Below are 26,706 nucleotides of genomic sequence, written 5' to 3' on the forward strand. Positions count from 1 at the left end.
TCACAGATTAGTCACCCGGCACCCCTAAGGTTGACCTCGTGAAGGCCATCCGCAAATTTACTGTCCGTGCCGTTCTCCCCGGGCCCCTCGCGGCTCTCGAGGAGCTTGCCGGCAATCTCCGCTGGTCGTGGCATGAACCCACCCGGCAGCTGTTCGAGCGCATCGCCCCTGAGCTGTGGCGCGAGATCGGTGCCGATCCGGTCGCCCTGCTCGGCGCCGTCGACCCACGTCGCCTCGACGAGCTGGCGCAGGACCACGACTACGTGGCGCAGGTTGATTCCACCAGAGACGGCTTGCGCGATTATCTCGATCGACCACGCTGGTACCAGGGGCTCGAGGGCGAAAAACCGGCTGCGATCGCGTATTTCTCACCGGAGTTCGGCATTGCGGCTGCCCTGCCGCAGTATTCAGGGGGCCTGGGCATTCTGGCCGGTGACCACCTCAAGAGCGCGTCCGACCTCGGCCTGCCGCTGGTGGGCGTGGGGCTGTTCTATCGTGCCGGTTACTTCAGCCAGGCCATCTCGCCTGACGGCTGGCAGATGGAGAGCTACCCGCTGCTCGACCCCGACGGGCTGCCGCTCGCCGTGCTGCGCCGGGCCGACGGTTCGGCCGTGCAGGTGTCCCTCGCCCTGCCCGACGACCGCACCCTGCATGCCCGCGTCTGGCAGGCCAAGGTGGGTCGGGTTCGCCTGCTGCTGCTCGACGCCGACATTCCCGAGAATGCTGACGACCTGCGCCTGGTCACCGACCGCCTGTACGGCGGCGGCGGCGAACATCGGTTGCTCCAGGAACTCCTGCTGGGCATCGGCGGTGCCCGCGCCGTGAAGCTGTGGAGCTCGCTGCACGGACTGCCAGAGCCCGAGGTGTTCCACACCAATGAGGGCCATGCCGGATTCCTCGGCCTTGAGCGCATCTCCAGCCTGATCGGCGAGGGCCTGAACTTTCAGGAAGCCCTGCAGGTGGCCCGTGCCGGAACCGTGTTCACCACCCACACTCCGGTCGCCGCTGGCATCGACCGCTTCGAGCGTTCCCTGGTGCGGCGCTACTTCGGCACCGATCTGCTGCCCGGCGTCGACGTGGAAGACCTGCTCGCGCTCGGAGCGGAGAGTTACTCCGGGGGCTCCTCGGAGGTGTTCAACATGGCCGTCATGGGATTACGCCTCGGCCAGCACGCCAACGGCGTTTCGACCCTGCACGGCGAGGTCAGTCGCAGAATGTTCAACGGGCTCTGGCCTGGTTTTGATTCAGCGGATGTACCGATTACGTCCATCACGAACGGAGTCCACGCTCAGAGCTGGACCGACCCGGCGCTGAAGAGCCTCGCCAACGCCAAGCTCGGCACGAGCGACACCTCGACGGCGAACTGGGCCTCCCCTGATGTGTCCGACCAGGACCTGTGGTCGGTGCGGGGGCAGATGCGCCTGCAGTTCGTCGAGGATGCCCGCCGCCGTCTGCATAATGCCTGGCGCGACCAGAACCCGGGCGGGATCCCCCCGGCCTGGATGGGCAGGGTGTTCGACCCGAACGTACTGACCATCGGATTCGCCCGCCGCGTTCCTACTTACAAGCGCCTGACCCTGATGCTGCACGACCCTGAACGTCTGCGCGCCCTGCTGCTGCACCCGGAGCATCCGATTCAGATCGTCATCGCCGGCAAATCACATCCCGCCGATGAAGAGGGCAAACGACTGATCCAGAAGATCGTGCAGTTCGCGGCGGATCCGGCCCTGCGCACGTGCATCGCTTTTCTCCCCGACTACAACATTGCGATGGCCCAGCTGATGTATCCGGGAACGGATGTCTGGCTCAACAATCCACTCCGCCCGCTCGAGGCCTGCGGCACGAGCGGCATGAAGGCGGCCTTGAACGGCGCCCTCAACCTGTCGATTCTCGACGGCTGGTGGCCGGAATATTATGACGGCAAGAACGGATGGGCAATTCCGACGGCCGATTCGGCCGGTGACTCCGCCGAACGGGACCGGCTCGAAGCCGAGGCGCTGTACGACCTGATCGAACACCAGGTCGCCCCGACGTTCTATGAACGCAACGGCGACGACGTACCCGAACGATGGGTGTCAAATATCCGGCACACCCTCAGTACCCTGTCGCCCGCACTTTCCGCTGACCGCATGGTCAGTGAGTATGTGCAACGTCTGTATCGCCCGGCCGGGCACTACGAAGCGCTCATGTCGGCGAACAACTACCGCGCGGCCCGCGAACTGGCGGCCTGGAAAGGGAGGATCGTCTCGGCCTGGCCGCAGGTCGCGGTGACCCACGTCGAATCGGGCGGCGTTTCGTCGGTGCCAGAAGTGGGTGATGAGCTGCACCTGCGCGCGCACGTGCAGCTCGGCGGACTCGTCGCTGAAGACGTGACCGTCGAGGTTGTCTACGGTAAAAGCGTCGGCACCGATGAACTGCGCGATGTGGTGACTCAGGCGCTCGAACCGGCACTGGTGAAAGAAGCACCCGCCGGCGGCGCCACCCTGTTCACGGGAACGGTTGAACTCGACCGGGCCGGAACGTTCGGTTATACCGTGCGCGTCGTTCCGAAGAATGACCTGCTCATCAGCCCAGCCGAAATGGGCCTGGTCGCCGTCGCAAGTTAGCTGGCTCAGGCAAGGGGCGTGCGGCGCGGCACGAGCGCGCCGTGAGCGCGCATGAGTTGCATCGAGGCACCCGGAACGAACAGGGAAGTGCCCGGTGCATGCTCGATGACCGAGTCACGCAGGTCGTCGTGACTGGAATCCCAGAGCAACGTATACGCATCCACTCCCTCATGCCTGGGCAGTGTGACCGTCTCGTCCTGCTCTCGCGCGTTGATCACGAGCAGGATGCGATTGAACGCTTCATGCTCGGGGGTCGACGCCGCCATGTACTGCAGAGTGCGTTCGGTCGGCGAGTTCCAGGCGTCGCCGGTGAGCGCCTCGCCGTCGATGTTGTACCAGTCAAGCTGGCTGGCACTCGGCGTGGTCTCACCGAACCGCCCGAAGTGCACCGGACGCAACGCCGGGTTTTCTCGGCGCAGCTGCAGCAGGCGGCGAGTGACCCGGTGCAGGTCCTGCTGCCAGTCGTCGAAATCCCAGTTCAGCCAGGTCAGCTCGCTGTCCTGGCAGTAGGCGTTGTTGTTGCCCCGCTGGCTGCGCCCGAACTCGTCGCCGGCGGTGAGCATGGGGATGCCGGCCGACAGGAGCAGGGTGCCGAGCAGGTTGCGCATGGCCTTGCGACGGGTGGCCAGGATGGCCACGTCGCGAGTCGGCCCCTCCACCCCGTGGTTGTACGAGCTGTTGTTGTCGGTGCCGTCACGGTTCGACTCGCCGTTGCCGAGGTTGTGTTTCACGTCGTACGCGGTCAGGTCGGCGAGGGTGAACCCGTCGTGGGCGGTAATGAAGTTGAGCGATGCGAGTGGGCCGCGCTTCTCGGAGAAAGTGTTCGAGGAACCGGCGACCCGCGTCGCAAATCGTCCGATCCCGCTGCCGGCTGAGCCACTCAAGCGCAGGCTCTTCATATCCGAAAGCCAGAAGTCCCGCATGCGGTCGCGGTAGCGGTCGTTCCACTCGGTCCAGCCGGGCGGAAAATTGCCGGTCTGCCAGCCGCCCTGGCCGACATCCCAGGGCTCCGCGATGAGCTTCACGCCGGCCAGCTCCGGGTCGTCGCGAATCTCGGTGAGCAGCGGATGCTCCGGGTCGTAGACGACACCGCTGTCGCGGCCGAGCGTCGCCGCCAGGTCGAAGCGAAACCCGTCGATCTGCAGGTCGTTGGCCCAGTAGCGCAGGGAATCGAGCACGAGCCGTTTCGGCACGTCGTGGCTGAAATTGACCGTATTGCCACAGCCGGTTACGTCGATGTAGGCACCGGACTCGTCCTGCCGGTAGTAGCCCGCATTGTCGATGCCGCGCAGACTCGTGACCGGGCCGTTGCGGCCCTCCTCGGCGGTGTGGTTGTAGACGACGTCGAGGATGACCTCGAGTCCCGCCTCGTGCAGCAGCTTGACCATACCCTTGAACTCGCGCAGCACCGCTGCCGGCCCGGCGGACTGGGCTGCCTGAGTGGCGTAGTCGGCGTGCGGGGAGAAGAAATTGAGGGTGTTGTAGCCCCAGTAGTTGATCAGGCCTTGTTTGATCAAGCGCTGCTCCGACACGAACGCCTGCACCGGCAAGAGTTCAACCGCGGTCACGCCGAGGTCCTTCAGGTAGGCGATGGTGGATTCGTGGGCAAGACCGGCGTAGGTGCCTCGCAGCGCGGCCGGAACCAGCGGGTTCAGCCGGCTGAGGCCGCGCACGTGCGCCTCGTAGACCACGGTGTGATCGAGGGCCGTGCCCGGCTTCTTGGCGCCGTTCCAATCGAAATAATCGTCGACCACCGAGGACTGCCACAGTCCGGCGCCGACCCGAACCAGACCACGTGAATACGGTTCGATCAGGGTCTTCTCGGGGTGAAAGGAATTCTGTGCGCTGGCCGGGCCCGACACACGGATGCCGTATCGGCGCCCCGGTGACAGCGTGCGCGATTTGCCCGACCACACGCCGTGCGCATCCTGTGCCATCGGTACGCTTTTGATGATCCAGTTCGGGTCGATCTCGTCGAACAGACACAGGTCCATGGCGTCGGCATGTTCGGCCCAGACGCGGAGTTCACCGCCGGCGCTGGTTAGTCGCACACCGAGGTTGCGCAGGGGGTCGGTGGAACTCATGGATTCAAGAGTAATCAGTGTGGGCGAGCGTGACGACCACCGGCATCCGCTCGACTGTAAAATGGCAGGCATGGTTGTCTATCTGGATCACGCGGCGACCACGCCGATGCTTCCCGCCGCTATTGCCGCCTACGCCGAAGCGATGAGCGTCGTCGGCAACCCTGCCTCGGTGCACAGCCAGGGCCAGAATGCCAAACGGATGCTCGAAGAATCGCGCGAGATCGTGGCCACCAGTCTCGCCTGCGATCCGATCGAAGTCGTCTTCACCGGAAGCGGCACCGAGGCGATCAACCTCGGCATCAAGGGCTTGTTTTGGGCCCGCGCCCCGCGCCGGCGCATCCTGGTACCAGGCGGCGAACACCACGCGACCCTCGATACGGTGGAGTGGCTCGCGCAGCACGACGGGGCCATCGTCGAGTGGATTCCGCTCGATCATGAGGGACGCATCGACCTCGGCGCGCTGGCGGATGCCATTGCGCGTGACCCCCTGGACGTTGCGCTGGTGAGTGTGATCATGGCCAATAATGAGGTCGGTACCCTCGAGCCCGTCGCCGAGGTGGCGGCGCTCGCCGCCGCCAACGGCATTCCGGTGCACGTCGACGCTGTCGCCGCCTACGGTTACGTTCCGGTCGACTTTCGCACGCTCGCCGCTGCCGGTGTGTCGGCGCTGAGCGTATCGGCGCACAAGGTCGGCGGCCCGGTCGGCATCGGCGCGCTCGTACTCGGCCGGGCGACGACCGTCGAGCCGCTCATCCACGGCGGCGGCCAGCAGCGCAAAGTGCGTAGCGGCACCCAGGATGTCGCGGCGGCGGTCTCGTTCGCGGTGGCGGCATCCGCCATCACCGTTGAGCAGCGGGCGGCCCGGCAGCCAGAAGGGGCGGGAGGCACCGAAACCGTTCGCCTGGCGGCGCTGCGCGACCGGGTGATTGCCGGTGTGGCGCGGGTCGCTCCCGGTGCCGTACTCAACGGCGACCCGACCACCCGGCTGCCGGGCAACGCGCACTTCAGCTTTCCCGGCTGCGAGGGCGACTCGCTGTTGTTCCTGCTCGACGCGGCCGGGGTGTCCGTGTCGACCGGATCAGCCTGTCAGGCCGGGGTGCCGGAACCCTCGCACGTGCTGCGGGCGATGGGACGCAGCGAGGTCGAGTCCCGCGGTGCCCTGCGCATCACCCTCGGCCATACGTCGACCGACGCCGACGTCGACGCGCTGCTCGCGGCTCTGCCCGCAGCCCACGCCCAGGCTCTCATTGCCGGTCTGGCCGATCGGGTGCCCGGGCACTGACGGGCTGACGTTTGCTCAAACGGGCACTCCGCGTACACTCGTTGAGTGAAGGTTTTAGCAGCAATGAGTGGCGGTGTTGATTCCGCCGTCGCAGCCGCGCGCGCGGTCGAAGCTGGACACGAGGTGGTTGGCGTGCATCTGGCGCTGAGCCGGATGCCGGGCACACTGCGTACCGGCAGCCGCGGCTGCTGCACCGTGGAAGATTCGATGGATGCCCAGCGCGCGGCCAACATCATGGGCATTCCCTACTACGTCTGGGACTTCTCGGAACGGTTCAAACTCGACGTCGTCGACGACTTCATCGCCGAGTACGCCGCCGGTCGCACGCCGAACCCGTGCATGCGCTGCAACGAAAAGATCAAGTTTGCCGCCCTGCTCGAAAAGGCCATGGCGCTCGGCTTCGACGCCGTCTGCACCGGCCACTACGCGAGCATTTTGACGGATGCCGATGGCAACAAGCAACTACACCGCGCGGCCGCCTGGGCGAAAGACCAGTCCTACGTGCTCGGTGTGCTCACCGCCGACCAGATCAACCATTCCATGTTTCCGCTCGGCGCCACGCCGACCAAGGCCGAGGTGCGCGCCGAAGCGGCCGAGCGCGGCTTCTCGGTGGCCAACAAGCCCGATTCCTACGACATCTGCTTCATCCCCGACGGCGACACCAAGGGCTGGCTCGGCGAACGCGTCGCCCCGGTGACCGGCAACATCCTCGACCGGGAAGGCAACACCCTCGGCCAGCACGACGGCGCCGTCGCGTTCACCGTCGGCCAGCGCAAGGGGCTGTCAATCGGCACTCCGGCCGCCGACGGCAAGCCGCGCTTCGTGCTCGAGGTACGTCCGATCACCAACACGGTCGTCGTCGGTCCGAAGGAGGCTCTCGCCATCAAGGAGATCGCCGGCAACAAATACACCTGGGCGGGGCTTGCCCCCGAACATCCAGATGTCGCGTTCCCCTGCCACGTGCAGATCCGCGCCCATGCCGACCCGGTACCCGCGGTGGCCCAGGTCGTCTCGACCACCGCAGTGACCGGAGTCCGCGGCTCGGTCGAATTGCGCATCATTCCGAACGAGCCGCTGGCTGGCGTCGCCCCCGGGCAGACCGCCGTGGTGTACGTCGGAACCCGGGTGCTCGGCCAATGCACCATCGACCGCACCGTCAGCGCCGTTCCGGCTTCTGTCACCGCTACTGCCCCCACCGACTCTGTCCCCACCGCTTCTGTCCCCACCGCTTCTGTCCCCACCGCTTCGGCCAGCCCCGTCCCGGTCAATGCCTGAGTCCGTTGCTGCCACCACACCCGACGCGCTGAGCGCCGCAGCCGCCGAGGCTGCCGATATCACTACCCGCGTGCTCGCTGCCCGTGACGCCTATTACGAGCGCGATACCGTCGTCATCTCTGACGCCGAATACGACCGGCTGGTTCAGCACCTCGGCGAACTCGAGCGATTGCATCCCGAGTTGGCGAGCCAGGACAGCCCCACCCAAACGGTTGGTGGTCGGGCCGAAGTCACCCTGTTCGACCCGGTGACACACGCCGAACGCATGCTCAGCCTCGACAACGTTTTCTCCCTCGAAGAATTCGAGGCCTGGGCTCGCAAAGCCGCGGAGAACTCCGGCCGGGCGGTGCACTACCTGTGCGAGCTCAAGATCGACGGCCTCGCCATCAACCTGCGGTACGCCAATGGAGTGCTCGTCTCCGCCGCGACCCGCGGCGACGGGGTCGTTGGCGAAGACGTGACCGAGAACATCGACCTCGTACCCGGCATCCCGAGTCGCCTGGCTGGCACCGGGCATCCGTTACTCATGGAGGTGCGCGGAGAGGTGTTCTTTCCTACGGTCGCGTTCGACGAACTGAACGCGGCGCAGTCCGCGGCCGGCGAGCGGATGTTCGCCAACGCCCGCAACGCTGCGGCCGGGTCGTTGCGGCAGAAAGCCTCCGGCAAAAATGCGGACCAGCTGCGCCTCATGAAGGCGCGCCTGGGTCGGCTGCGCATGCTGGTTCACGGTATCGGCGCCTGGGAGAACCCGCCCGTGCAGACCCAGTCCGAGGTCTACGGCCTGCTCCACGGTTGGGGGCTGCCGACCAGCAGCTACTTTCGCGTGGTCCCGTCGGTCGCCGAGGCGGCTGAGTTCATCGAGTATTACGGAGCGCACCGCGGCAGCGTCGTACACGAACTCGACGGCATCGTGATCAAGATCGATGAACTGGCCCTGCACGCCGAGCTTGGCGCCACCAATCGGGCGCCGCGCTGGGCAATCGCCTACAAATACCCGCCCGAGCAGGTCAACACGAAACTGCTCGACATCGTCGTGAGTGTTGGCCGCACCGGCCGCGCCACCCCCTTCGCGGTCATGCAAAAAGTACTCGTGGCCGGCAGCGAGGTACGCCAGGCGACACTGCACAACCAGGACGTCGTTAAGGCCAAGGGGGTCCTGATCGGCGACACGATCGTGCTGCGCAAGGCCGGCGACGTCATTCCCGAGGTGCTGGGCCCGGTCGTCGAACTGCGCGACGGCACCGAACGCGAATTCGTCATGCCCCAGAACTGCCCGGAATGCGGCACCCCGCTGGCCCCGGCCAAAGAGGGCGACATCGACCTGCGCTGCCCGAACGCGCGCAGCTGCCCCGCGCAGGTGCGCGGCCGGGTCGAACACATCGGCAGCCGCGGGGGGCTCGACATCGAGGTGCTCGGCGAGGTCGCGGCTTCTGCGCTCACCCAGCCGACCGTGCCGGCCGACCCGCCGCTGTCGACCGAGGCCGGCCTGTTCGCCCTGAAACTTGCCGACCTGTTGCCAATCCAGGTGATCGTGCGCGACGCCGAAACGGGCTTGCCGAAGGAAGAGGACGGGGTTGCGAAAATTCGTATGCCGTTCTGTCGCAATCCGAGTCCGGCCGAGAAGAAGCAGGGTCTGACCGGCCTGCAGCCGTCCTCCAACGCGCTCAAGCTCCTGGCCGAGATCGAGAAGGCCAAGACGAAGCCGCTGTGGCGCATTCTGGTGAGCCTGAACATCCGTCATGTCGGCCCGGTCGCCGCCCGGGCACTGGCCAACCACTTCGGCTCACTCGACGCCGTTCGTGCGGCGACCCGCGAAGAACTCGCCGGGGTCGACGGGGTTGGCGGCATCATCGCCGACGCAGTGCTCGCCTGGTTCGTGGTGGACTGGCACGTAGATATCGTCACCCAGTGGGCCGCGGCCGGCGTGCAGTTCGCCACACCGGGACACCCCGGTCCGGGCGCGGCCGAGGCCGCCGGGGGAGTGCTCGCGGGGCTGACCGTCGTGGCCACCGGATCACTCGAGGGCTTCACCCGGGAGGGCGCGCAGGAGGCGATCATCGCCGCTGGCGGTAAAAGCGCATCGAGCGTGTCCAAGAACACCGACTTCGTGGCAGCCGGGCCGGGCGCCGGATCGAAACTCGGCAAGGCCGAAACCCTCGGCATCCGAATCCTCGACGCCGACGAATTTCGAACCCTGCTCACGGAAGGGCCGGCCGGGTTGGCGACCGCGCCAGCATCCACATAGGCTGCCACGCCGGCCACTTGCGTTCCCGGAGGATTTCTCCCGCCCGCACGTGGCTCACGGCGATGTTATTGTCGCTATCCCGTGGGGCCTGGGCCGGCACGGGTGGCTCCTCTGATCAGGGCACCGCGCTGAACGCGGGGCGGCACTCGCAAGTGCCGCCCCGCCGAAGGTCGCGCCCATGTTGGAGCTTGTGCTGGGTGCGCTATCGGTGTGGATCATTGAACGAACTCGAGTTCACGCCCTCACTCGTCGAGTCTGAGAGTTGATCGCGCTGCGGCGAGTTCGTTCGACGATGCCCTATTCGGGCTTGAGGATGACTTTGGTCCACCCGTTGTTGCGGTCGCCGAAGTTCTTGTAGGCATCCGCGGCTTTGCTGAGCGGGACCTCGTGCGAAACGATCCACGACGGCTTGGCCTTACCGACGGCGATCAGGTCGCGCAGTTGTCGATTGTATTTCTTCACCGGGCATTGGCCGCTGCCCATACTCTGGCCTTTAAGCCACTGCAGGCCGTAGTCAATGGCAAGCTTGCCCTGTTTGGCGTTCTCGTCGAAGCCGCCAGGATCTGCCGGCAGGAAGACACCGACTACGCCGATGCCGCCGGTGATGCGCACGGACTGGATCAGCCGGTTCAGAGTCATGGCAGGATCCTCGGTGCCCTGGGGGTCGTGGGCTTGATAGCCCACGCATTCACATCCCCGGTCCGCGCCGATACCCTTGGTCTGGTCCAATACGAATTGAACCGGGTCCGTCTTTGAGTCATCAACGGCGATCGCGCCGATCTGCTCGGCGAGGGCCAGCCGGTCGGGGCGTCGGTCCACAACCCAGACTTTACTGGCGCCCTTGATCAGGGCAGACAGGGCAGCCATGAGCCCGACCGGACCAGCACCGTAGACCACGACCGTGTCACCGGGGATAACGCCGGCCATCTCGGTAGCGTGGTAGCCGGTAGGGAAGATGTCCGAGAGCATCACGTAATCGTTTTGCTTTTCTACGGCGTCTTCACCCAAGCGCAGGCAGTTGTTGTCGCCGTAGGGCACTCGCAGCATTTGTGCCTGCCCGCCGGGGTATGGACCCATGCCAGCGAAGCCGTAGGCGGCGCCCGCGCCGACCGGGTCTGGTTGAGTGGTCATGCAGTAGTTGGTGAAACCGCGTTCGCAATTCTTGCAAAACCCGCAAGAAATATTGAACGGCAACACGACGTGCTCGCCGACCTTGACCGCATCGACGCCGTTACCGACCTCGATGACCTCGCCCATGTTCTCGTGGCCAAACGTGCGTCCAGTCTCGAAATTGGTGCGTCCCTCATACATGTGCAAGTCTGATCCGCAAATATTTGTCGCCGTGATGCGCACGAGAACGTCAGTGGGACGTTCGATCTTGGCATCCGGAACTTCTTCGACGTTGACCTCATTGGGGCCCTTATAAACGACTGCTTTCATTTTTTTCACTCCCTGAACTTGTGACCGTGTCAGACGGAGGATCCGTCTTCACTTTCGGAGGTATTGAATGGATGAATGCCCGACAGCCTCAGGCTGTGCAGAAAATGAGCATGTCTCAGTAGTATCACGATCAGACGTGACCTGCCACTGTGCCCCAGCAGGGGTGGCTGGAAGGGCGGTGACCACATTCAACGCACTCCGCATGGCCGGAGTGCGCTTCGGAAAAAAAGTGGACGGCGTCACAGAATATCGAGCGGTTGTTTGCTGCGGGGCACCGGAAATGCGCTATCCAGCGACAGACAATCCTCGGCGTCGAGAACAACCGCGCCCGCGCCGACATTCTGCTGCACGTGCTCGAGCGACGAAGCCTTGGGGATCGCTATGACGCCCGGTTGCCGGATGACCCAGGCCAGCGCGATCTGGGCACCGTTCACTCCGTGCCGCTCTCCGATTTCGGCCAGCAGCGGATGCTCGAGCAGGGCCGGTCCCTGACCGAGTGGCGAATAGGCCATGAGCGGCATGCCCGCGCGTTGTTGCCAGGGCAGGAGATCAAATTCGATGCCCCGACTGCCGAGGTTGTAGAGCACCTGATTGGTGGCGCATCCGTCGGGCGCCCGCTTCAGATCATCCCGGTCGAAATTCGATAACCCCCAGCTCCGAATCTTGCCCGCCGCACGGAGGTGTTCGAACCCGTCGACGGTCTCGGACAGTGGAAAACTGCCGGACCAATGCAGTAGGTAGACATCGAGCCGATCGGTTCCGAGCCGGCGCAGGCTGCGCTCGCACGCCGCCACGACGCCGCTCCGGCTCGCGTTGTGTGGGTAGACCTTGCTAACCAGCACGACGTCATCACGTCGATCGCGGATGGCCTCGCCGACCAGTTCTTCCGAGGCGCCATCGCCATACATTTCGGCGGTGTCGATCACGGTCAGGCCGGCATCGATCCCCGCGCAGAGGGCCGACACCTCGGTCTTTCGCTTCGCGGCGTCCTCACCGAGATGCCAGGTTCCCTGGCCGATGACGGGCACCTGGACGCCGTTGAAGAATTCGGTTTCGCGCATGTAGTTCCTTACCTAGTGTGCATTTGCAGACGGTCTGGCTCACGTATTGAGAAGACTCAAAACGATCTTGCCCAGGTGCGAGTTCGCGGCCATGAGATCCTGCGCTTGTTGGACTTCGGTCCAGGGCAGGATCCGATCAATCGATGGGCGCAGTGCTTCGAAAGCCGGATCGACGTCGGACAGCAGCGCGGCGACGATGGCGGCTTTTTCCGCAGCGTCACGGGTACGAAAGGTGACCCCGATGATGCTTATTCGTTTGAAGGCCAGTGCTTCCAGATCAAGATCACCGTGGGCACCGCCGAGGCGCCCCACACCGACTACGCGTCCCCGGAGCGCGGCGCAGCGAATATTATCCGCGAGATAGGGGCCCCCAACATGGTCGACGATGACGTCCACCCCGCGGCCATCCGTCAGTTCCAGAACTCGATCCGCAAAACCGGCCTCGCCAACCTCGATTACGTGATCGGCACCCGAAGAACGGAGCAGGTCCGTCGCCCGGTCCGTGCGAACGGTGGCAATGATCAGTCCAGCGCCCAGGTATTTTGCCAGCTGTACGCACTGAAGCCCCACCGTTGAGGCAGCCGCATGAACCAGCACCGTGTCGCCCGGCTTGAGTTCACCCGCGGTGCGGAGTGCGTTGTGCTCAGTCATCAAGCCGAGGATCGCAGCAGCACCCTCCGCGTAGGTCCACGCCGGCGGAATCGGTATAACCAGCGCAGCGTCGACAACGACTTCCTCGCTCAAACCTCCACCGACGATGGCCATGACGCGGTCCCCGACGTGAACGCCTGTCACCTCGCTTCCCACCGTGACAACGTCGCCCGCGGCGTCGAGCCCCACGACGACCGGAGCGCTGCCCGGGCTGACCGGCTGGTGGGTTCCCGCGCGCTGGCCCAGGTCGGCACGGTTCACCGACGCAGTTTGCACACGGATCTTCACCTGACGCGGGCCCGGTTCAGGGCTCGGGAGATCCCGCATCGACAACACGGATCCGCCCGGTTTCTGCTCGACAACAATTGCTCTCATATCTTCCAGTGTGCTCCTAAACGGTTACGTCCCGGTGAAATTCTGGCTTCGTGCAGGGTCTTTTCTCGTCGTCGGCGAGATGAAACTCCACTCGATCAACGCCAAAAATGGCCCCCGGTGCCGGTGTCGGTTCGGTGCCTTCAGCGGACCCGGACTGCAACAGGGGCGGGGGTACGGATCTGGTGCGGTTGGCGGATCGGGCTTGCGGCGGCTGGCGAATAGGATTGGAGTACCCACCCCAATGCGTATCGGAGCACCATGTCTGAAATCACGGCTGAGCAGGTTGCCCATTTGGCATACCTTGCTCGGATCGACCTCAGCCCCCTCGAGATCACCAGTCTCACCCGTGACCTCGGCCAGATCGTCGACTCGATCGCCAAAGTGTCTGAGGTTGCCACAGCCGATACACCGGCCACGAGCCACCCGATGCCGTTGACCAACGTGTTCCGCGACGACGTCGTCGTGCCCTCGCTGACGGTGGAGCAGGCCCTGTCCGGTGCGCCAGACCGCGCCGGGGACAAATTCCGCGTGCCCGCCATCCTGGACGAGGAGTAAGCATGACCTATCTCACCAAGCTCTCCGCCGCTGCTCTCAGTGAACTGTTGGTCAGCAAGCAGGTCAGCGCCGTCGAAGCGACCCGCGCCCACCTCGACCACATCACGGCAGTCGACACCGACCTGCATGCTTTTCTGCACGTCGCCGGCGACGCCGCCCTTGACGCCGCCGCGAAGATCGATGCCCGCCGCGCTGCAGGTGAAGTGTTGAACCCGCTCGCCGGTGTTCCGATCGCGATCAAAGACGTGCTCGCCACCCAGGACATGCCCACCACCGCCGGGTCGAAAATTCTCGAGGGCTGGGTGCCGCCGTACGATGCGACCGTCGTCGCGCGCTTGCGTGCGGCCGGGTTGATTCCGCTCGGCAAGACCAACATGGACGAATTCGCCATGGGGTCCTCTACCGAGCACTCCGCCTATGGCGTCACCCGCAACCCCTGGGACCGCGACCGCATCCCCGGCGGCTCCGGCGGCGGTTCGGCCGCGGCCGTCGCTTCCTTTCAGGCGCCGCTCGCCCTCGGCAGCGACACCGGCGGATCGATTCGCCAGCCGGCCGCCGTGACCGGCTCGGTCGGCGTCAAGCCGACCTACGGCGGAGTCTCACGCTATGGGGCTATCGCCCTCGCGTCGAGCCTCGACCAGGTCGGCCCGGTCTCCCGCACGGTCTACGACGCCGCCCTGCTGCACGACGTCATCGGTGGGCACGACCCGTTGGATTCCACGTCGCTGACCGACAGCTGGCCCTCGATGGCCGCCGCGGCCCAAGCCGGCCTCACAGACGGCGCCCTCAAGGGCGTGCGCGTGGGCGTCATCAAGGAACTCGCCGGCGACGGATTCCAGGCCGGTGTCACCCAGCGCTTCACGGAGACCCTTGCCCTGCTCGTCGCCGCCGGCGCCGAGATCACCGAGGTCTCCGCCCCAAACTTCGAGTATGCCGTCGCGGCCTACTATCTGATTCTGCCCGCCGAAGCCTCGAGCAACCTGGCCCGCTTCGACTCGGTGCGCTTCGGCATCCGGGTCAACCCCGACAGCGGCTCGCTCACGAGCGAGCACGTCATGAGCGCCACCCGTGAGGCGGGTTTCGGCGACGAGGTCAAGCGCCGCATCATCCTCGGCACCTACGCCCTGAGCGCTGGCTACTACGACGCGTACTACGGCAGCGCGCAGAAGGTGCGCACGCTCATTCAGCGTGACTTCGCCGCCGCGTTCAGCCAGGTCGACGTGCTCGTCTCGCCGAGTGCTCCGACCACCGCATTCAAGTTCGGTGAGAAGCTCGCCGACCCGATGGCCATGTATATCAATGACGTGACCACCATTCCGGCCAACCTCGCCGGCATACCCGGCATGAGTATCCCGATCGGTCTGGCGCCCGAAGACGGCCTGCCGGTTGGCCTGCAGATCATGGCTCCCGCCAAAGCGGATGCCCGCCTCTACACCGTCGGTGCCGCCATCGAGCAGCTGCTCGAAGCGCGCTGGGGACACACCATGCTCAGCCAGGCACCAGCCCTGACCCCGACCGAAATGTTTGCCAGTAAAGAGGGAGCCGTCTGATGCCCAACGCAGAAATGAAGAACCGGGCCGAATTGATGGACTTCGACAAAGCACTCGAACTGTTCGAGCCGGTGCTCGGCTTCGAGGTGCACGTCGAACTCAACACCAAAACCAAAATGTTCTGCGGTTGCGCCAACGAGTTCGGCTCCGGCGCCAACACGAACACCTGTCCCACCTGCCTCGGCCTGCCCGGCGGGCTGCCGCAGGTGAACAAGAAGGCGATCGAATCCAGTATCCGCTTGGGGCTGGCTTTGGGGTGTGAGATCGCGGAACACTCACGGTTCGCCCGCAAGAACTACTTCTACCCCGACACGGCGAAGAACTTTCAAACCAGCCAGTACGACGACCCGATCTGCCACGACGGTTCGATCACGATCGAACTTGAAAGCGGCCGTCTGGTCACCGTCGAGATCGAACGCGCCCACATGGAGGACGACGCGGGCAAGCTCACCCACATGGGTGGCGCCACCGGACGCATCCAGGGCGCCGACTACTCTCTTGTCGATTACAACCGCGGCGGAGTGCCGTTGGTGGAGATCGTCACCCAGATGATCGAGGGCGCCGAACACGACGCCCCCGAGATCGGCAAGACCTACGTCGCGGCCATTCGCGAGATCGCCAAGGCGCTCGGCGTCTCCAACGCCCGCATGGAAGAGGGCAATGTGCGCTGCGACGCGAACGTCTCCCTGCGTCCGCGCGGGTCGAACGTGCTCGGCACCCGCACCGAAACCAAGAACGTCAACTCGCTGCGCTCGGTGGAACGCGCCGTGCGCTATGAGATCCAGCGCCAGGCCGCCGTGCTGGCCGGCGGTGGCACCATCACGCAGGAGACCCGGCACTGGCACGAAGACACCGGAATCACGAGTGCTGGTCGGCCCAAGAGCGACGCCGATGACTACCGTTACTTTCCCGAGCCCGACCTGCTGCCGATGGCGCCGTCGCGCGAATGGGTCGAAGAACTGCGCCTGACCCTGCCCGAGCCGCCCGCGGCCCGCCGCAAGCGCCTGCAGGCAGCGTGGGGTTTTGCGAACCTCGAGTTTCAGGACGTCGTCAACTCCGATCTGCTCGACGCGGTCGAAGCGACCGTCGCTGCCGGGGCATCCGCTCAAGCCGCACGCAAGTGGTGGACCGGCGAAATCGCCCGGCTCGCCAACGCGGCCGGGGTCGCCGCCGACTCGCTCGTGACACCGGCGCAGCTCGCTGCGCTGATCGAACTCGTCGAGGCTGGAACCCTCACCGACCGTCTGGCCCGCCAGGTACTCGAGGGTGTCATTGCCGGGGAGGGCACCCCGGCCGAGGTCGTCGACAGCCGCGGCCTCGCCGTCGTCTCCGACGATGGTGCGCTCATCGCGGCCATCGACGCCGCGCTGCTCGGCCAGCCCGACGTGCTCGCTAAGATTCGTGGCGGCAAGCAGCAAGCCGCCGGAGCGGTGATCGGCGCGGTCATGAAGGCCATGCGTGGGCAAGCGGATGCCGCGCGCGTGCGCGAACTCGTGCTCGAACGAGCCCAGGCGATCGAGTAACGCATGAGTGGTCAGAGCGCTGTCTTCGGAGTAGGCGTGCAGGTCATCGTTCGGCTCGATCGCACCCGGTTTCCCGAGTCCCTCCTTGACGACCCGATCGGCGTGATCGTGGCGGCGGGGGAGTCGGAGGGCTCCGGGCTCTACGCTCCGACCGTCGTGCGGGAAAAATTCTGGGTCGTTCGATTCGAGGAACCATTCTTCGGCCTCGACGGCTCCGGCCCGCACGATTCCGCGCGCATCCCGCAGAGCTTTCTGGAAGCAGCGCCGGAAGCGTGAACGCGATCACTCCAGGGCCGGGCGAGCGCACCCCGTCGACCCGCGACATCCGTCGGTGGCGGCAGTACCTGGCTGACGAACAGGCCGAAGCCGCCGTGTATCGCGACCTCGCGAACCGTCGTGCGGGCGAGGAGCGCCAGATTTTGCTTGCCCTCGCCGATGCCGAAGGACGCCACGAAGAACACTGGCGTCAACTGCTCGGCAGCAATATCGGCTCACCGAGGCGCGGCGCGCTGCGCACCCGTTTTTTGGCGCTGCTCGCTCGACGGTTCGGGTCGGTGTTCGTGCTCGCCCTCGCTCAACGGGCCGAGGGCCGCTCGCCCTACAACGCGGATGCGGACGCGACCAACGCCATGGCTGCCGATGAGACCGTGCACGAAGAGGTCGTGCGTGGCCTCGCCGCCCGGGGCCGCAAACGCTTGTCGGGTACCTTTCGGGCCGCCGTGTTCGGTGTCAACGACGGGCTGGTGAGCAACCTCGCCCTCGTGCTTGGCATCGGGGCGACCGGGGTCCCGGCCGCGACGATTCTGTTCACCGGCATCGCCGGACTACTGGCCGGGGCGCTCTCGATGGGTGCAGGCGAGTACGTCTCGGTGCGCTCCCAGCGAGAACTGCTCGAAGCTTCCACCCCCGCCGCGCCGGCCAAGAGCGTGCTCTCCCACCTGGATCTCGCTGCCAACGAGCTGACCCTCGTCTACCGGGCCAGGGGCATGTCTGAAGACGAGGCGGAGGCGCACGCCCGCGGGGTACTCGCTACCGCCTACGCGGCGACCGGACCGATCTCCGCGGTCAGCCCGCAAGCGCCCACGCATGACGAGCACGAGGCCATCGGCACCGGCACCGGAGCGGCCCTGTCGAGTTTCTGCTTCTTCGCCTCGGGGGCGCTGCTGCCAGTGCTGCCCTACCTGTTCGGCATGAGCGGCTACGCGGCAATCATCGTCGCCACCATTCTTGTGGGCGTCGCCCTGTTGGCCACCGGCGCAGTCGTCGGCCTGCTCTCTGGCGGTCCGCCGCTGAAGCGTGCGCTGCGACAACTCGTGATCGGCCTGGGCGCGGCCGCAGTCACCTACCTGCTCGGGCTGGTTTTCGGAACGACGCTCGCCTAGCTGCTCGATAAAACGTGTCGTCCCGTCGCATAACTCCTGCAGATTGCGTGACGTGACGTACGGCTCCCGCGAAAAGACGCGGTCCCGACATTTTTCAGCAGTGAATTGCAGGAGTTATGCCGTGGAATTGTATTTTCCCTCTGTCGGTAGTGCATATGAGCCGGATCGGGTTAGGGTTTTTCGGTGGGCAGACAGGATGGCAGCGGGCGGCAGATTTCGGCGGACGACGTCGACGACCGCTCGGCGACGGTGCTGCACGTTGATCTGGACGCGTTCTTTGTCTCGGTCGAGTTGCTCTCTCACCCTGAATTCGCGCACCTGCCGGTAATCGTCGGCCACCGCGGCGGCCGTTCGGTCGTCACGGCGGCCAACTACATCGCCCGAAAATACGGTGTGAACTCGGCCATGCCGATGTCGCTCGCGTTGCGGCAATGCCCGAACGCGATCGTACTCGAGCCGCACATGGGACAGTATCGAGACTTTTCCACCCGAGTGATGAGTATCTTCGACGACGTCACGCCACTGGTGGAACGGCTGGGCATCGACGAAGCGTTTCTTGACGTTGCCGGCGCGACTAATTTGTTCGGTTCACCGGCTGTGATCGGCGAGCTCATTCGCGCCCGCGTGTTCGCCGAAACCGGCCTCGTCTGCTCCGTCGGCGCGGCGTCGACCAAGTTCGTCGCCAAACTTGCCTCCGGCCTGGCCAAACCCAACGGTCTGCTCGTCGTGCCGGCCGAAAAGACGGTGGAGTTTTTGCATCCGTTGCCCGTGACCGCACTCTGGGGCGTGGGGTCCGCTACCGAGCAGATGCTGACGCGCCTCGGCCTGAAACTCATCGGCGATATTGCCCGCACGCCCTTGGACGTGCTGAAAAAAACGCTGGGGGAGGCCTCCGGTGTGAAACTGTTCGAGCTGTCCTGGGGGCGTGACCCACGCTCGGTGACGCTCGAGCGGGAAGAGAAGAGCGTCGGCCACGAGGTGACCTTTGAACACGACGTGACTGACATCGACCGATTGCACAGTGAATTGCTGCGGCAGTGCGACCTTGTGGCCGCTCGGCTGCGGCGCAGCGATCTCGTGGCACGGCGCGTGGCACTCAAGCTGCGCTACACAGACTTCAGTACCGTTACCAGGTCGCGCACCCTCGCTGAACCGAGCAATGTCGGCCGGCGAATCTATGAGGAAGCAGTCGCAGCGTTCGACCTGTTGGCCGCGTCGGGTATTCGGGTGAGACTGATCGGGGTGCGGGCTGAGCAGCTCGGTACAGCGTCGGGATCGGTTGGCTTATGGGATCCCGACGAGGACTGGCGCGGCGCCGAGCTGGCGGTCGATTCCGTGACTGAGCGATTCGGGGCGGGAACAGTGCGTTCGGCCTCCTTCTTCAAGCCTCGCCCATAAGACACGAGTCGACTACCCTGTTGGAATGACCAGCCTCCCGGAAAAACTCGCAGAAGCCTTCCGTTCCGCCGGTGTGAAATCGGCTTACGGTGATCCCGTGCAAATTGACGGCGTCACCCTCATACCGGTGGCGCTCAGCTACTACGGTTTCGGTGGCGGTGATGCCGGCGAAGGCGGTGCTGTCGGATCCGGTGGGGGCGGCGGTGGCGTATCGCTGCCGATCGGTGCCTATGTCAAGTCGGGCGGCACCGCTCGGTTTGAGCCGAACGTCATCGCCCTGCTCGCCGTCGGTGTGCCATTCCTTCTGGTCGCCGGGCGCGCCCTGGCCCGAATAATCCGAGCCCTCAAGAAGTAGCTCTGCTCTCTAGGCGGGGCCGGGGCCCGAGCCGCTGGCCCAGTCTATAAACTCGGCCCGGTTCCCCCAGGTGGGCCCGGGCGCGCGCGGCGGGGGCGACGAGCAGAACGGATGCGGCGGGGCCGGCGCGGCCGGCGCGCGAACCGACGGCGCGCCCACCGTGGCACCCGGAGCCGCAGCCAGGGCGGAAAGTGCCACGGGCTGCTTACCGGCAATCCCCGGGCGATGCGCCGACGCCGCATCAGGAACCGACGCATCAGCAGGAGATACAGCGCCGCCAACACGAGCAGGATGCTGATACTCATGTCGTCATTCCCATGCCGCAAGTCTAGGCGGGGCGCTAGAATTGGCGGTATCACGGGAGTCCGGTACACCGGGCTGAGAGGAAGCTGACCAAGCTTCGACCGTCGAACCTGATCTGGATCATGCCAGCGCAGGGAGGCTTCTCGATCCCGTGCCCCTGTATTCACCTACGGAAAGGGCACGAACAGTGCACGCTACAACGAGTTCACTCCGTCAGTCCACTCGCCAGACTTCGAGGGCGAAGAAGCCCCGCAACTTTCGCTGGCGCGTGGTCGACATCGTCGTCGCGAGTGTCATCGGCGTTGCGAGCGGCGTCATCTTCTGGGCCTGGGGCCTGGCCTGGTCCCCGCTCAGCGCCATCCTCGCGTTCACGCCCGGTCTCGAGGGTCTCCTCGCCGGTGGCTGGCTGTTCGCCGGAGTGCTCGGCGGTCTCATCATCCGAAAGCCAGGCGCAGCCGTGTACACCGAAGTCGTCGCCGCCGTCGTGTCGATGCTGATCGGTACCCAGTGGGGCTTCTCCACGCTCATCTGGGGCGTCGTCGAAGGCCTCGGCGCCGAAATCATTCTCGCGCTGTTCCTCTATAGCAACTGGCGACTCGGCGTCGCCCTTCTCGCTGGCGCTGGCGCCGGCGTGGCAGTAGGTCTGCTCGACACGACCTTCACGAGCTATGCGGCATTGGATTTCGGCTACAGGGTCGTCTATTTCGTATCCGCTGTCGTGTCGGGCACCGTGCTGGCCGGCCTGCTGTCCTGGCTGGCCGTGCGCGGCCTGGCCCGCACCGGTGCGCTGAGCCGGTTTGCTGCTGGTCGGGAAGGGTCGCGAGCACCCTCCGCCGCGATCAGCTAGCGGATGTTGGACACCCCGCCGTTCCCGGCCGGTCACGGCGCGCAGATCCGCGCCGTACAGATTCGAGCCCGCGACTGGGGCTGGCGCCACGCCGGGCGCCACAATCAGGCGGTGTCCGGGCTTGACCTGCAGGTCACGCCCGGCGAGCGGGTTTTGCTGCTCGGTGCCAGCGGTGCCGGCAAGAGTACTCTCATGCACGCGTTGGCCGGCGTGCTCGGCGATGCCGAAGACGGCGACGAGACCGGCAGCCTGCTCATCGACGGCCGCCGCGCGGCCGAGGCGCGCGGGCGGGTCGGACTCGTGCTGCAGGATCCGGACTCTCAGGTTGTGCTGGCCAGGGTCGGAGATGACGTCGCATTCGGCTGCGAGAACCTCGCCGTTCCGCGCGCCGAAATCTGGCCGCGGGTGCGCCAGGCTCTCACTGAGGTCGGCCTGGACCTGCCCCTCGACCACCCGACCTCGAGCCTGAGCGGCGGGCAGAAGCAACGCCTGGCGCTGGCGGGCGTGCTCGCTATGCGGCCGGGGCTGTTGCTGCTCGACGAGCCGACCGCGAACCTCGACCCCACCGGTGTCATCGAGGTGCGCGACGCCGTTGTGCGCTCCCTCGATCATTCCGGGGCCACCTTTGTGGTCATCGAGCATCGGGTCGAGGTCTGGCAGGACGTCGTTGACCGCGTCATCGTGCTCGACCCGGCCGGGGGCGTGCTGGCCGACGGCCCCACCCGCGAAATCCTGTCGGGGCAAGGTGAGCGGTTGGCGCAGGCCGGCGTCTGGGTGCCGGCCCTGCCCCCCCGGTTTCCGACGCGCTCTCCGATCACCCCGGCGCAGACCCTGTTGCGGGCCGAGGGGCTCGCGGTGGGTCGTGTTCCGTTTGGCCGGCGCGCGGCATCCGTTGTCGCCGCTGGCATCACCCTCAACCTGCGGGCCGGCACCGCCACCGTTGTGACCGGCCCCAACGGCGCCGGAAAATCCACCCTCGCCCTCACGCTGGCCGGATTGTTGAAGCCGGCCGGGGGAACGCTGCAGGCAAGTGACACCCTTGCGGCCGGTATCGTTTCCGAGCCGCACCGCTGGCGTTCCCAGCAGCTGCTGACCCGCATTGGAACCGTCTTTCAAGACCCGGAACACCAATTCCTGGCCGCGACGGTGCGGGCCGACCTGCAGATCGGCCCGCGCGCCCTCGGGCTCAGCCAGGCCGAACAGACCAGCCGCGTCGACGAGCTGTTGCACCGGCTGCGACTCGACCATCTCGCCGACGCCAACCCGTTCACCCTGTCGGGTGGCGAGAAGAGGCGGATGTCCGTCGCCACCGTTCTCGCGACCCGTCCCCGCCTGCTCGTGCTCGATGAGCCGACCTTCGGGCAGGATTCCCGTACCTGGCAGGAACTCGTGACCCTTCTGGCCGAGCTGCTCGATGAGGGCATCGCGCTCGTCGCGGTCACCCACGACGCCCAGTTCGTCAACGCTCTCGCGGACGAGGAATACCGGCTTGGTATGCCTGACCCGATCCGGCTCGGGACGGGAGCGCCATGAGCCTGCTGACCCCGACGATCCGCCCGAGCGTCGTCGCCCGACTCAACCCGGTCGCCAAGCTTGCAGTTGCCCTGATCGTGAGCTGTGCGCTGCTGCTCTCGATCGACTGGGTCTCGGCTGGAGTCGCCCTGCTGCTCGAGGCCGGACTTTTGCTCTGGTGCGGCCTGAGCGCCCGACAATTTTGGCTGCGAACGGCACCGGTCTGGATTGCAGCCCCGATGGCTATGATCACGACGGTGCTCTATGGCGAAGACTCCGGCGCGCTGCTGTGGCAGTTCGGATTCATCTCGGTGACCGAAGGCTCAGCCCAGCTCGGCCTGGCCATCGGGCTGCGGGTGCTCGCCATCGGTCTGCCCGGTATCGTGCTGCTCGCCACGACGGATCCGACAGACCTCGCCGATGGCCTCGCCCAGGTGCTGCGGCTGCCCGCGCGGTTTGTGCTCGGTGGTTTGGCTGGTCTGCGACTCGTGGGTATGTTCATCGAAGACTGGCACTCGCTTACGCTTGCCCGTCGGGCCCGCGGGGTCGGCGATGGCGGTGGACTGCGCGGTGCCGCTCGCCGGTTCTTCGGCCCGGCCTTTTCCCTGCTCGTCATTTCGGTGCGTCGGGGCAGTAAACTCGCCACGGCCATGGAGGCGCGCGGATTCGGCAGCGACGAGCCCCGTACCTGGGCACGACCGTCGCGGGTCCGAGCGGCCGACGCGGTCCTGGTCGGCATCGGATTCGCCATTGCCGGTATCGCCATTGGCGTTGCGGTGTGGGCTGGAACCTGGAGCTTCATTCTTGCCTGACACCGATAGAAGAAAGGCCGCACAAGACGATATGGTCCTGCTGGCGCCGTTACTGCAGGCCGTGGCTGCTGCTGGCCCGAACCCCGTGGTGCTCATTGACGGTCCTAGCGGTGCGGGCAAGAGCACCCTCGCCGACACACTGAGAAAGCACTGGCCTGGCCCGCACAGCCCACAACTGGTGCGGATGGACGACATCTATCCCGGCTGGGACGGCCTCGACGCGGCCGTCAGCCACCTGCACCGTTACGTTCTCCAGCCACGGCACCGAGGCCTGCCGGCGGCATGGCAGCGCTACGACTGGACTGCGAGTCAGGCGGCGGAGTGGAATCCGCTCGACGCAGCCCTCCCCTTGATTGTGGAGGGCTGCGGAACTCTCGCGGCCGCGCACGAGCCGCTCAGTCAGGTGCGGGTCTGGCTCGCGGCCGACGACGCTCTGCGTAAACAACGTGCGCTCGATCGCGACGGAGAAGCATTTCGCAGTCACTGGGACCAGTGGCAGCAGGAGTGGGCGACCTATCTCAAACAGGAGGGGCCTGAACCTCGCGCGACCGTTCGATTACGGGCGGGCAGCTCCGGCCGCAGAGGACTAGATTGTTTGCCATGAGCAATACTGACAGCGCAACCCCCACCCTGTACGTTGCCGAGTTCATCGATGGCCCGCTCGAGGGTCAGATCGATTCCCGGTCCCTCGTGCGCGGCAAACACGAGGCACGCATCAGCATGGTGGCCGCCGTCGCCGGACTGGAATCGGTGTTCTGGTACGACGAGGTCGACCAACGAGACGTGAGCGGGCAACTGCGCGTGCGCTACGCCTTCGACGAGGGCGAAAGCGATCCCGTTGACGCCGAGGTCGATCCGATCTAGTTACTGGTCGAGCAATGCCGAGATCATCATGACCGGATGGAGCAGCCGCCAGCCGACTCCAGGGTCGTTGATGGCCTGGTCGAGTTTCAAGGCGGCCGAGAGCTTCTCCCCGGCCACGCTGAGCTGTACCTGGCCGATGTTCGCGCCGGTGCGGGCCGTGGTGAAATCCTTGAGCGTGACCGTTGCGGCCTCCGGGCTGGCGGCCTGCCACGCATAGCGCGTGCGCGAGACGCCGACCACGGCTGAGGCGTCATCACCCCATGCGGATTCAAACGTCGCGTATGCGTCACCGGCGGCCAGTACAGGTAACGGGCCAACTCCAGTTCGCGCGCTCGCCATGAGCGCGGTCAGATCCGCAGTGAGCGCATCATAGGAAGGTTCGCCGATGTAGGCACCCGAGAACGTGAAGCTCGAGGCACCGTCACTGATCTCGGCGGTGAACAGAAAACAGACGCCGGCCGCATCCGTGTAGCTGCGTGAAATGCCCGTGATGCCTTCTTCGGGCAGGTACGACGTCGTGTTCTGCACACCACGGCGGTTTGCCAAAGCGGATGCGGGACTCTCCAGCATTGCCGAAACGATCGGATCGATTGCGGCGAGGCCGGCCAGGCGGGCCAGGTCGGTGGCGGTGCCGGCGCTGGCGTCGTGCAGCCCGGTCGCATCGACGACGGCGGTATCCGCTAGCCCGTTGTGCGCCAGCCAGGCGTTGGCGGCGACCACGTAGGCGTCGACCGACCCGAACGCCCAGCGGGCCAAACTGTCGGCGTGGTTGTTGCTCGACCCGAGCAATAAGCCCTGCAACAATTCGAGCTCGGTCCACTGTTCGTCAGCGAACACAGTCACTGAGCGGGCACCGGCCTTGTCGTAGTCGAGATAGCTTTGAAAGTCGGCGGCTGTGAGCGTCACAACCGGGCCGCTCTCGCCCGTCACGATCGGTTTTTCATCAAGAACGACCAGGGCGGTCACGACTTTGGCAATGGATGCCATGGGGAGCGCCTGAGCGGTTCCCGCGACCGCGAGGGGCTCGGGAATCGCCGTGCTGGTTGTAGCCGCGCTGGTTGTAGTAGCGCTTGTTGAGGCCGTGCCGGTGGAGATCGTGCCGGATGCGTCGCTGGTCGTCGCAGCGAGTACGGCGATGGCGCTTGCGCCGTTGGCGGACAGAACGGGGGGAGTAGGCGCTGCGGTTGTCGAGGCAGGGATGACGGTGGTGGCAGTGACGCGCGGAAGGGGGCCCAGCAAAGTGGCGGGGCCGTAAATGCCGAGGCTGAGGATGACCACCGTTCCGACCGAAATGCCGACAAGGCGGCCGGGACGGAAGGAACTCATGACCCAAGGTTAGACCTCTGGAGGCTAGCCCCAGCCGAGCTCGTGCAGCCTGTCGTCATCTATGCCATAGAAATGAGCGATTTCATGAACCAGGGTGATGTGAATTTCATCGTGTAGGTCGTCCAGGGTGTCGCAGATCGCCAGTAACGGTTCCCGATACAGCACAATGCGATCTGGCATCTCGCCAAAGCCGTACTGACCGCGCTCGGTGAGCGCGACCCCGTCATACAGGCCCAGAATATCCAGGGTGCCGTCTTCGGGACGATCTTCGACCACGAAGATTATGTTATCCAATCCGTCGACCATGTCGTCTGGCAGCAGATCCAGTTCATCAACCACGAGGCGTTCAAATGCGACCGCGTCGAGTTCTACCATGCGGCTTCGATCATCGCGGCCTGCTTTCACCAACACTGCGTTGGTCAGAGACCGATTTGCAGTGTTTCATTGGGGTGAGTAACGGGGATTGAACCCGCGACCTCCTGGACCACAACCAGGCGCTCTGCCAACTGAGCTATACCCACCATGCGTCCCACGTCTACAACGCAGGGCAACTCCGCAATCCTATTACACCTCAGAGGAGAATAAGTTCACAACTTCGGCGGCGTGCAACTTGGCCTCGTCGCTGGTCGGACCGGGGTCGGCCACGAACACTGTCTGGCGGTAGTAAGCGAGCTCGCGAATCGATTCGAGAATGTCGGCGAGGGCGCGGTGACCGCCGTCCTTGGCGGGGGCGTTGAAATACACCCGCGGGTACCAGCGTCTGGCCAGTTCCTTGATCGACGACACGTCGACATTGCGGTAGTGCAGCTGGTTGTCGAGGCGCGGCATGTAGCGGGTGAGGAATGCGCGGTCGGTACCGATGGAGTTTCCGGCGAGCGGAGCCTTCTGATCGGCCGGGACATACTTCAACACGTATTCGAGAACCTGAAACTCGGCTTCGGCGGCGCTGACACCATTCGGAATCTCGGTGATGAGGCCCGATGAGGTGTGCATGGTACGCACGAAGTCGCCCATGTTCTCGAGGGCCGAGTCGTTGGGCTTGATGATGATGTCGAGGCCCGGACCCTGCACATTGAGGTCATAGTCGGTGATAACGACGGCGATCTCGACGAGTTCGTCACGATCCAGGTCGAGTCCGGTCATTTCGCAGTCGATCCAAACCAGGCGGTCGGGACTCTTCGACGTCGGGGAAGGCGCGGGGGAGGTCGTCGGTACTGTTTCCGTCGTGCTATTCGTCATTCTTCCAGTCTACCGGTGGGC

The 26,706-nt window shown here is 65.4% G+C and carries 23 protein-coding genes, 1 tRNA gene and 1 riboswitch; of the genes, 16 read left to right on the plus strand and 8 right to left on the minus strand.

Features of this window, described 5'->3' with window-relative positions; genetic code table 11:
• Window positions 1–38 precede the first annotated feature (38 nt).
• The gene (gene glgP / locus E3T38_RS12740; protein WP_134548501.1) at window positions 39–2,606 is read left to right on the plus strand and encodes an alpha-glucan family phosphorylase; all 2,568 of its coding nucleotides are present in this window, start codon (window positions 39–41) and stop codon (window positions 2,604–2,606) included.
• A gap of 5 nt (window positions 2,607–2,611) precedes the next feature.
• On the opposite strand, the gene glgX is transcribed toward glgP, so the two are convergent.
• Window positions 2,612–4,690 carry a glycogen debranching protein GlgX gene (gene glgX, locus E3T38_RS12745; RefSeq protein WP_134548502.1) on the minus strand — a complete coding sequence of 693 codons (2,079 nt, stop codon included), beginning with the start codon at window positions 4,688–4,690 and terminating at the stop codon, window positions 2,612–2,614.
• A gap of 70 nt (window positions 4,691–4,760) precedes the next feature.
• Here glgX and E3T38_RS12750 point away from each other — a divergent pair, with 70 nt between their 5' ends.
• The 3 genes from E3T38_RS12750 to ligA all read left to right on the plus strand — a co-directional run bounded on the left by E3T38_RS12750 (window position 4,761) and on the right by ligA (window position 9,492).
• Window positions 4,761–5,972, plus strand: coding sequence for a cysteine desulfurase family protein (locus E3T38_RS12750; RefSeq protein WP_134548503.1), 1,212 nt, complete (start codon window positions 4,761–4,763; stop codon window positions 5,970–5,972).
• Between the two features lie 63 nt (window positions 5,973–6,035).
• Entirely contained in the window at window positions 6,036–7,247 is a 1,212-nt protein-coding gene (mnmA, locus tag E3T38_RS12755) for a tRNA 2-thiouridine(34) synthase MnmA (protein ID WP_134548568.1), read from the plus strand.
• The gene (gene ligA, locus E3T38_RS12760) at window positions 7,240–9,492 is read left to right on the plus strand and encodes an NAD-dependent DNA ligase LigA (RefSeq protein ID WP_134548504.1); all 2,253 of its coding nucleotides are present in this window, start codon (window positions 7,240–7,242) and stop codon (window positions 9,490–9,492) included. Before mnmA ends, ligA begins: the two co-directional genes overlap by 8 nt.
• A 297-nt stretch (window positions 9,493–9,789) precedes the next feature.
• Here the strand turns inward: ligA and E3T38_RS12765 are convergent, their stop codons facing one another.
• The 3 genes from E3T38_RS12765 to E3T38_RS12775 form a co-directional block, all read right to left on the minus strand.
• Complete coding sequence (locus tag E3T38_RS12765) at window positions 9,790–10,932, minus strand: glutathione-independent formaldehyde dehydrogenase (protein ID WP_104200878.1); 1,143 nt, start codon at window positions 10,930–10,932, stop codon at window positions 9,790–9,792.
• Between the two features lie 239 nt (window positions 10,933–11,171).
• Complete coding sequence (locus E3T38_RS12770; RefSeq protein WP_134548505.1) at window positions 11,172–11,993, minus strand: aldo/keto reductase; 822 nt, start codon at window positions 11,991–11,993, stop codon at window positions 11,172–11,174.
• 39 nt (window positions 11,994–12,032) lie between these two features.
• Entirely contained in the window at window positions 12,033–13,019 is a 987-nt protein-coding gene (locus tag E3T38_RS12775; RefSeq protein ID WP_134548506.1) for a zinc-binding dehydrogenase, read from the minus strand.
• Window positions 13,020–13,277: 258 nt separating this feature from the next.
• On the opposite strand from E3T38_RS12775, the gene gatC reads away from it, so the two are divergent.
• The 12 genes from gatC (at window position 13,278) to E3T38_RS12835 (ending at window position 24,120) form a co-directional block, all read left to right on the plus strand.
• Window positions 13,278–13,574, plus strand: coding sequence for an Asp-tRNA(Asn)/Glu-tRNA(Gln) amidotransferase subunit GatC (gatC, locus tag E3T38_RS12780; protein ID WP_104126006.1), 297 nt, complete (start codon window positions 13,278–13,280; stop codon window positions 13,572–13,574).
• Between the two features lie 2 nt (window positions 13,575–13,576).
• Window positions 13,577–15,124 (plus strand): Asp-tRNA(Asn)/Glu-tRNA(Gln) amidotransferase subunit GatA, encoded by a 1,548-nt coding sequence (gatA, locus tag E3T38_RS12785; RefSeq protein ID WP_134548507.1) that lies wholly within the window; start codon window positions 13,577–13,579, stop codon window positions 15,122–15,124.
• A complete protein-coding gene (gatB, locus tag E3T38_RS12790) occupies window positions 15,124–16,647 on the plus strand; it encodes an Asp-tRNA(Asn)/Glu-tRNA(Gln) amidotransferase subunit GatB (protein ID WP_241984455.1) in 1,524 nt (507 codons plus the stop codon). Before gatA ends, gatB begins: the two co-directional genes overlap by 1 nt.
• A 3-nt stretch (window positions 16,648–16,650) precedes the next feature.
• Window positions 16,651–16,923, plus strand: a complete 273-nt coding sequence (locus E3T38_RS12795) for a hypothetical protein (RefSeq protein WP_104197734.1) — start codon at window positions 16,651–16,653, stop codon at window positions 16,921–16,923.
• A complete protein-coding gene (locus tag E3T38_RS12800) occupies window positions 16,920–18,029 on the plus strand; it encodes a VIT1/CCC1 transporter family protein (RefSeq protein WP_241984456.1) in 1,110 nt (369 codons plus the stop codon). The genes E3T38_RS12795 and E3T38_RS12800 overlap by 4 nt, the downstream gene beginning before the upstream one ends.
• Window positions 18,030–18,212: 183 nt before the next feature.
• Window positions 18,213–19,427 (plus strand): DNA polymerase IV, encoded by a 1,215-nt coding sequence (gene dinB / locus E3T38_RS12805; RefSeq protein WP_134548508.1) that lies wholly within the window; start codon window positions 18,213–18,215, stop codon window positions 19,425–19,427.
• 25 nt (window positions 19,428–19,452) lie between these two features.
• Window positions 19,453–19,782, plus strand: coding sequence for a hypothetical protein (locus E3T38_RS12810; RefSeq protein WP_134548509.1), 330 nt, complete (start codon window positions 19,453–19,455; stop codon window positions 19,780–19,782).
• A 347-nt stretch (window positions 19,783–20,129) separates the two neighbouring features.
• Window positions 20,130–20,240: riboswitch (TPP riboswitch) on the plus strand.
• A 32-nt stretch (window positions 20,241–20,272) separates the two neighbouring features.
• Window positions 20,273–20,932 (plus strand): ECF transporter S component, encoded by a 660-nt coding sequence (locus tag E3T38_RS12815; RefSeq protein WP_134548510.1) that lies wholly within the window; start codon window positions 20,273–20,275, stop codon window positions 20,930–20,932.
• A gap of 3 nt (window positions 20,933–20,935) precedes the next feature.
• On the plus strand, window positions 20,936–22,465 hold the full coding sequence (locus E3T38_RS12820) for an ABC transporter ATP-binding protein (protein WP_134548511.1): 1,530 nt from the start codon (window positions 20,936–20,938) through the stop codon (window positions 22,463–22,465).
• The gene (locus E3T38_RS12825; protein WP_134548512.1) at window positions 22,462–23,256 is read left to right on the plus strand and encodes an energy-coupling factor transporter transmembrane protein EcfT; all 795 of its coding nucleotides are present in this window, start codon (window positions 22,462–22,464) and stop codon (window positions 23,254–23,256) included. Before E3T38_RS12820 ends, E3T38_RS12825 begins: the two co-directional genes overlap by 4 nt.
• Window positions 23,249–23,860, plus strand: a complete 612-nt coding sequence (locus E3T38_RS12830) for an AAA family ATPase (protein ID WP_241984457.1) — start codon at window positions 23,249–23,251, stop codon at window positions 23,858–23,860. The genes E3T38_RS12825 and E3T38_RS12830 overlap by 8 nt, the downstream gene beginning before the upstream one ends.
• Entirely contained in the window at window positions 23,857–24,120 is a 264-nt protein-coding gene (locus E3T38_RS12835) for a hypothetical protein (protein ID WP_134548513.1), read from the plus strand. The genes E3T38_RS12830 and E3T38_RS12835 overlap by 4 nt, the downstream gene beginning before the upstream one ends.
• Here E3T38_RS12835 and E3T38_RS12840 read toward each other — a convergent pair whose 3' ends face one another.
• From E3T38_RS12840 to orn, 4 genes are all read right to left on the minus strand, one after another.
• Window positions 24,121–25,446, minus strand: a complete 1,326-nt coding sequence (locus E3T38_RS12840) for a hypothetical protein (RefSeq protein WP_134548514.1) — start codon at window positions 25,444–25,446, stop codon at window positions 24,121–24,123.
• 24 nt (window positions 25,447–25,470) lie between these two features.
• The gene (locus E3T38_RS12845; RefSeq protein WP_104197742.1) at window positions 25,471–25,821 is read right to left on the minus strand and encodes a metallopeptidase family protein; all 351 of its coding nucleotides are present in this window, start codon (window positions 25,819–25,821) and stop codon (window positions 25,471–25,473) included.
• A gap of 70 nt (window positions 25,822–25,891) precedes the next feature.
• Window positions 25,892–25,967, minus strand: a tRNA-His gene (locus E3T38_RS12850).
• 43 nt (window positions 25,968–26,010) lie between these two features.
• Window positions 26,011–26,685, minus strand: coding sequence for an oligoribonuclease (orn, locus tag E3T38_RS12855; protein WP_134548515.1), 675 nt, complete (start codon window positions 26,683–26,685; stop codon window positions 26,011–26,013).
• Window positions 26,686–26,706: the final 21 nt, after the last annotated feature.

Source organism: Cryobacterium sp. Hb1, from assembly GCF_004403585.1.
Lineage (GTDB): Bacteria > Actinomycetota > Actinomycetes > Actinomycetales > Microbacteriaceae > Cryobacterium > Cryobacterium lyxosi.

What these genes read in the sequence shown, in the direction of transcription:
- E3T38_RS12770 (WP_134548505.1), bottom strand. Translation starts at nt 11,993, where the DNA reads ATGCGCGAAACCGAATTCTTCAACGGCGTCCAGGTGCCCGTCATCGGC.
- E3T38_RS12795 (WP_104197734.1), top strand. Translation starts at nt 16,651, where the DNA reads ATGAGTGGTCAGAGCGCTGTCTTCGGAGTAGGCGTGCAGGTCATCGTT.
- ligA (WP_134548504.1), top strand. Translation starts at nt 7,240, where the DNA reads ATGCCTGAGTCCGTTGCTGCCACCACACCCGACGCGCTGAGCGCCGCA.
- E3T38_RS12750 (WP_134548503.1), top strand. Translation starts at nt 4,761, where the DNA reads ATGGTTGTCTATCTGGATCACGCGGCGACCACGCCGATGCTTCCCGCC.
- mnmA (WP_134548568.1), top strand. Translation starts at nt 6,036, where the DNA reads ATGAGTGGCGGTGTTGATTCCGCCGTCGCAGCCGCGCGCGCGGTCGAA.
- orn (WP_134548515.1), bottom strand. Translation starts at nt 26,685, where the DNA reads ATGACGAATAGCACGACGGAAACAGTACCGACGACCTCCCCCGCGCCT.
- E3T38_RS12840 (WP_134548514.1), bottom strand. Translation starts at nt 25,446, where the DNA reads ATGAGTTCCTTCCGTCCCGGCCGCCTTGTCGGCATTTCGGTCGGAACG.
- E3T38_RS12835 (WP_134548513.1), top strand. Translation starts at nt 23,857, where the DNA reads ATGAGCAATACTGACAGCGCAACCCCCACCCTGTACGTTGCCGAGTTC.
- glgX (WP_134548502.1), bottom strand. Translation starts at nt 4,690, where the DNA reads ATGAGTTCCACCGACCCCCTGCGCAACCTCGGTGTGCGACTAACCAGC.
- E3T38_RS12820 (WP_134548511.1), top strand. Translation starts at nt 20,936, where the DNA reads ATGTTGGACACCCCGCCGTTCCCGGCCGGTCACGGCGCGCAGATCCGC.
- E3T38_RS12765 (WP_104200878.1), bottom strand. Translation starts at nt 10,932, where the DNA reads ATGAAAGCAGTCGTTTATAAGGGCCCCAATGAGGTCAACGTCGAAGAA.
- gatC (WP_104126006.1), top strand. Translation starts at nt 13,278, where the DNA reads ATGTCTGAAATCACGGCTGAGCAGGTTGCCCATTTGGCATACCTTGCT.
- E3T38_RS12825 (WP_134548512.1), top strand. Translation starts at nt 22,462, where the DNA reads ATGAGCCTGCTGACCCCGACGATCCGCCCGAGCGTCGTCGCCCGACTC.
- gatB (WP_241984455.1), top strand. Translation starts at nt 15,124, where the DNA reads ATGCCCAACGCAGAAATGAAGAACCGGGCCGAATTGATGGACTTCGAC.
- E3T38_RS12810 (WP_134548509.1), top strand. Translation starts at nt 19,453, where the DNA reads ATGACCAGCCTCCCGGAAAAACTCGCAGAAGCCTTCCGTTCCGCCGGT.
- E3T38_RS12775 (WP_134548506.1), bottom strand. Translation starts at nt 13,019, where the DNA reads ATGAGAGCAATTGTTGTCGAGCAGAAACCGGGCGGATCCGTGTTGTCG.
- gatA (WP_134548507.1), top strand. Translation starts at nt 13,577, where the DNA reads ATGACCTATCTCACCAAGCTCTCCGCCGCTGCTCTCAGTGAACTGTTG.
- E3T38_RS12845 (WP_104197742.1), bottom strand. Translation starts at nt 25,821, where the DNA reads ATGGTAGAACTCGACGCGGTCGCATTTGAACGCCTCGTGGTTGATGAA.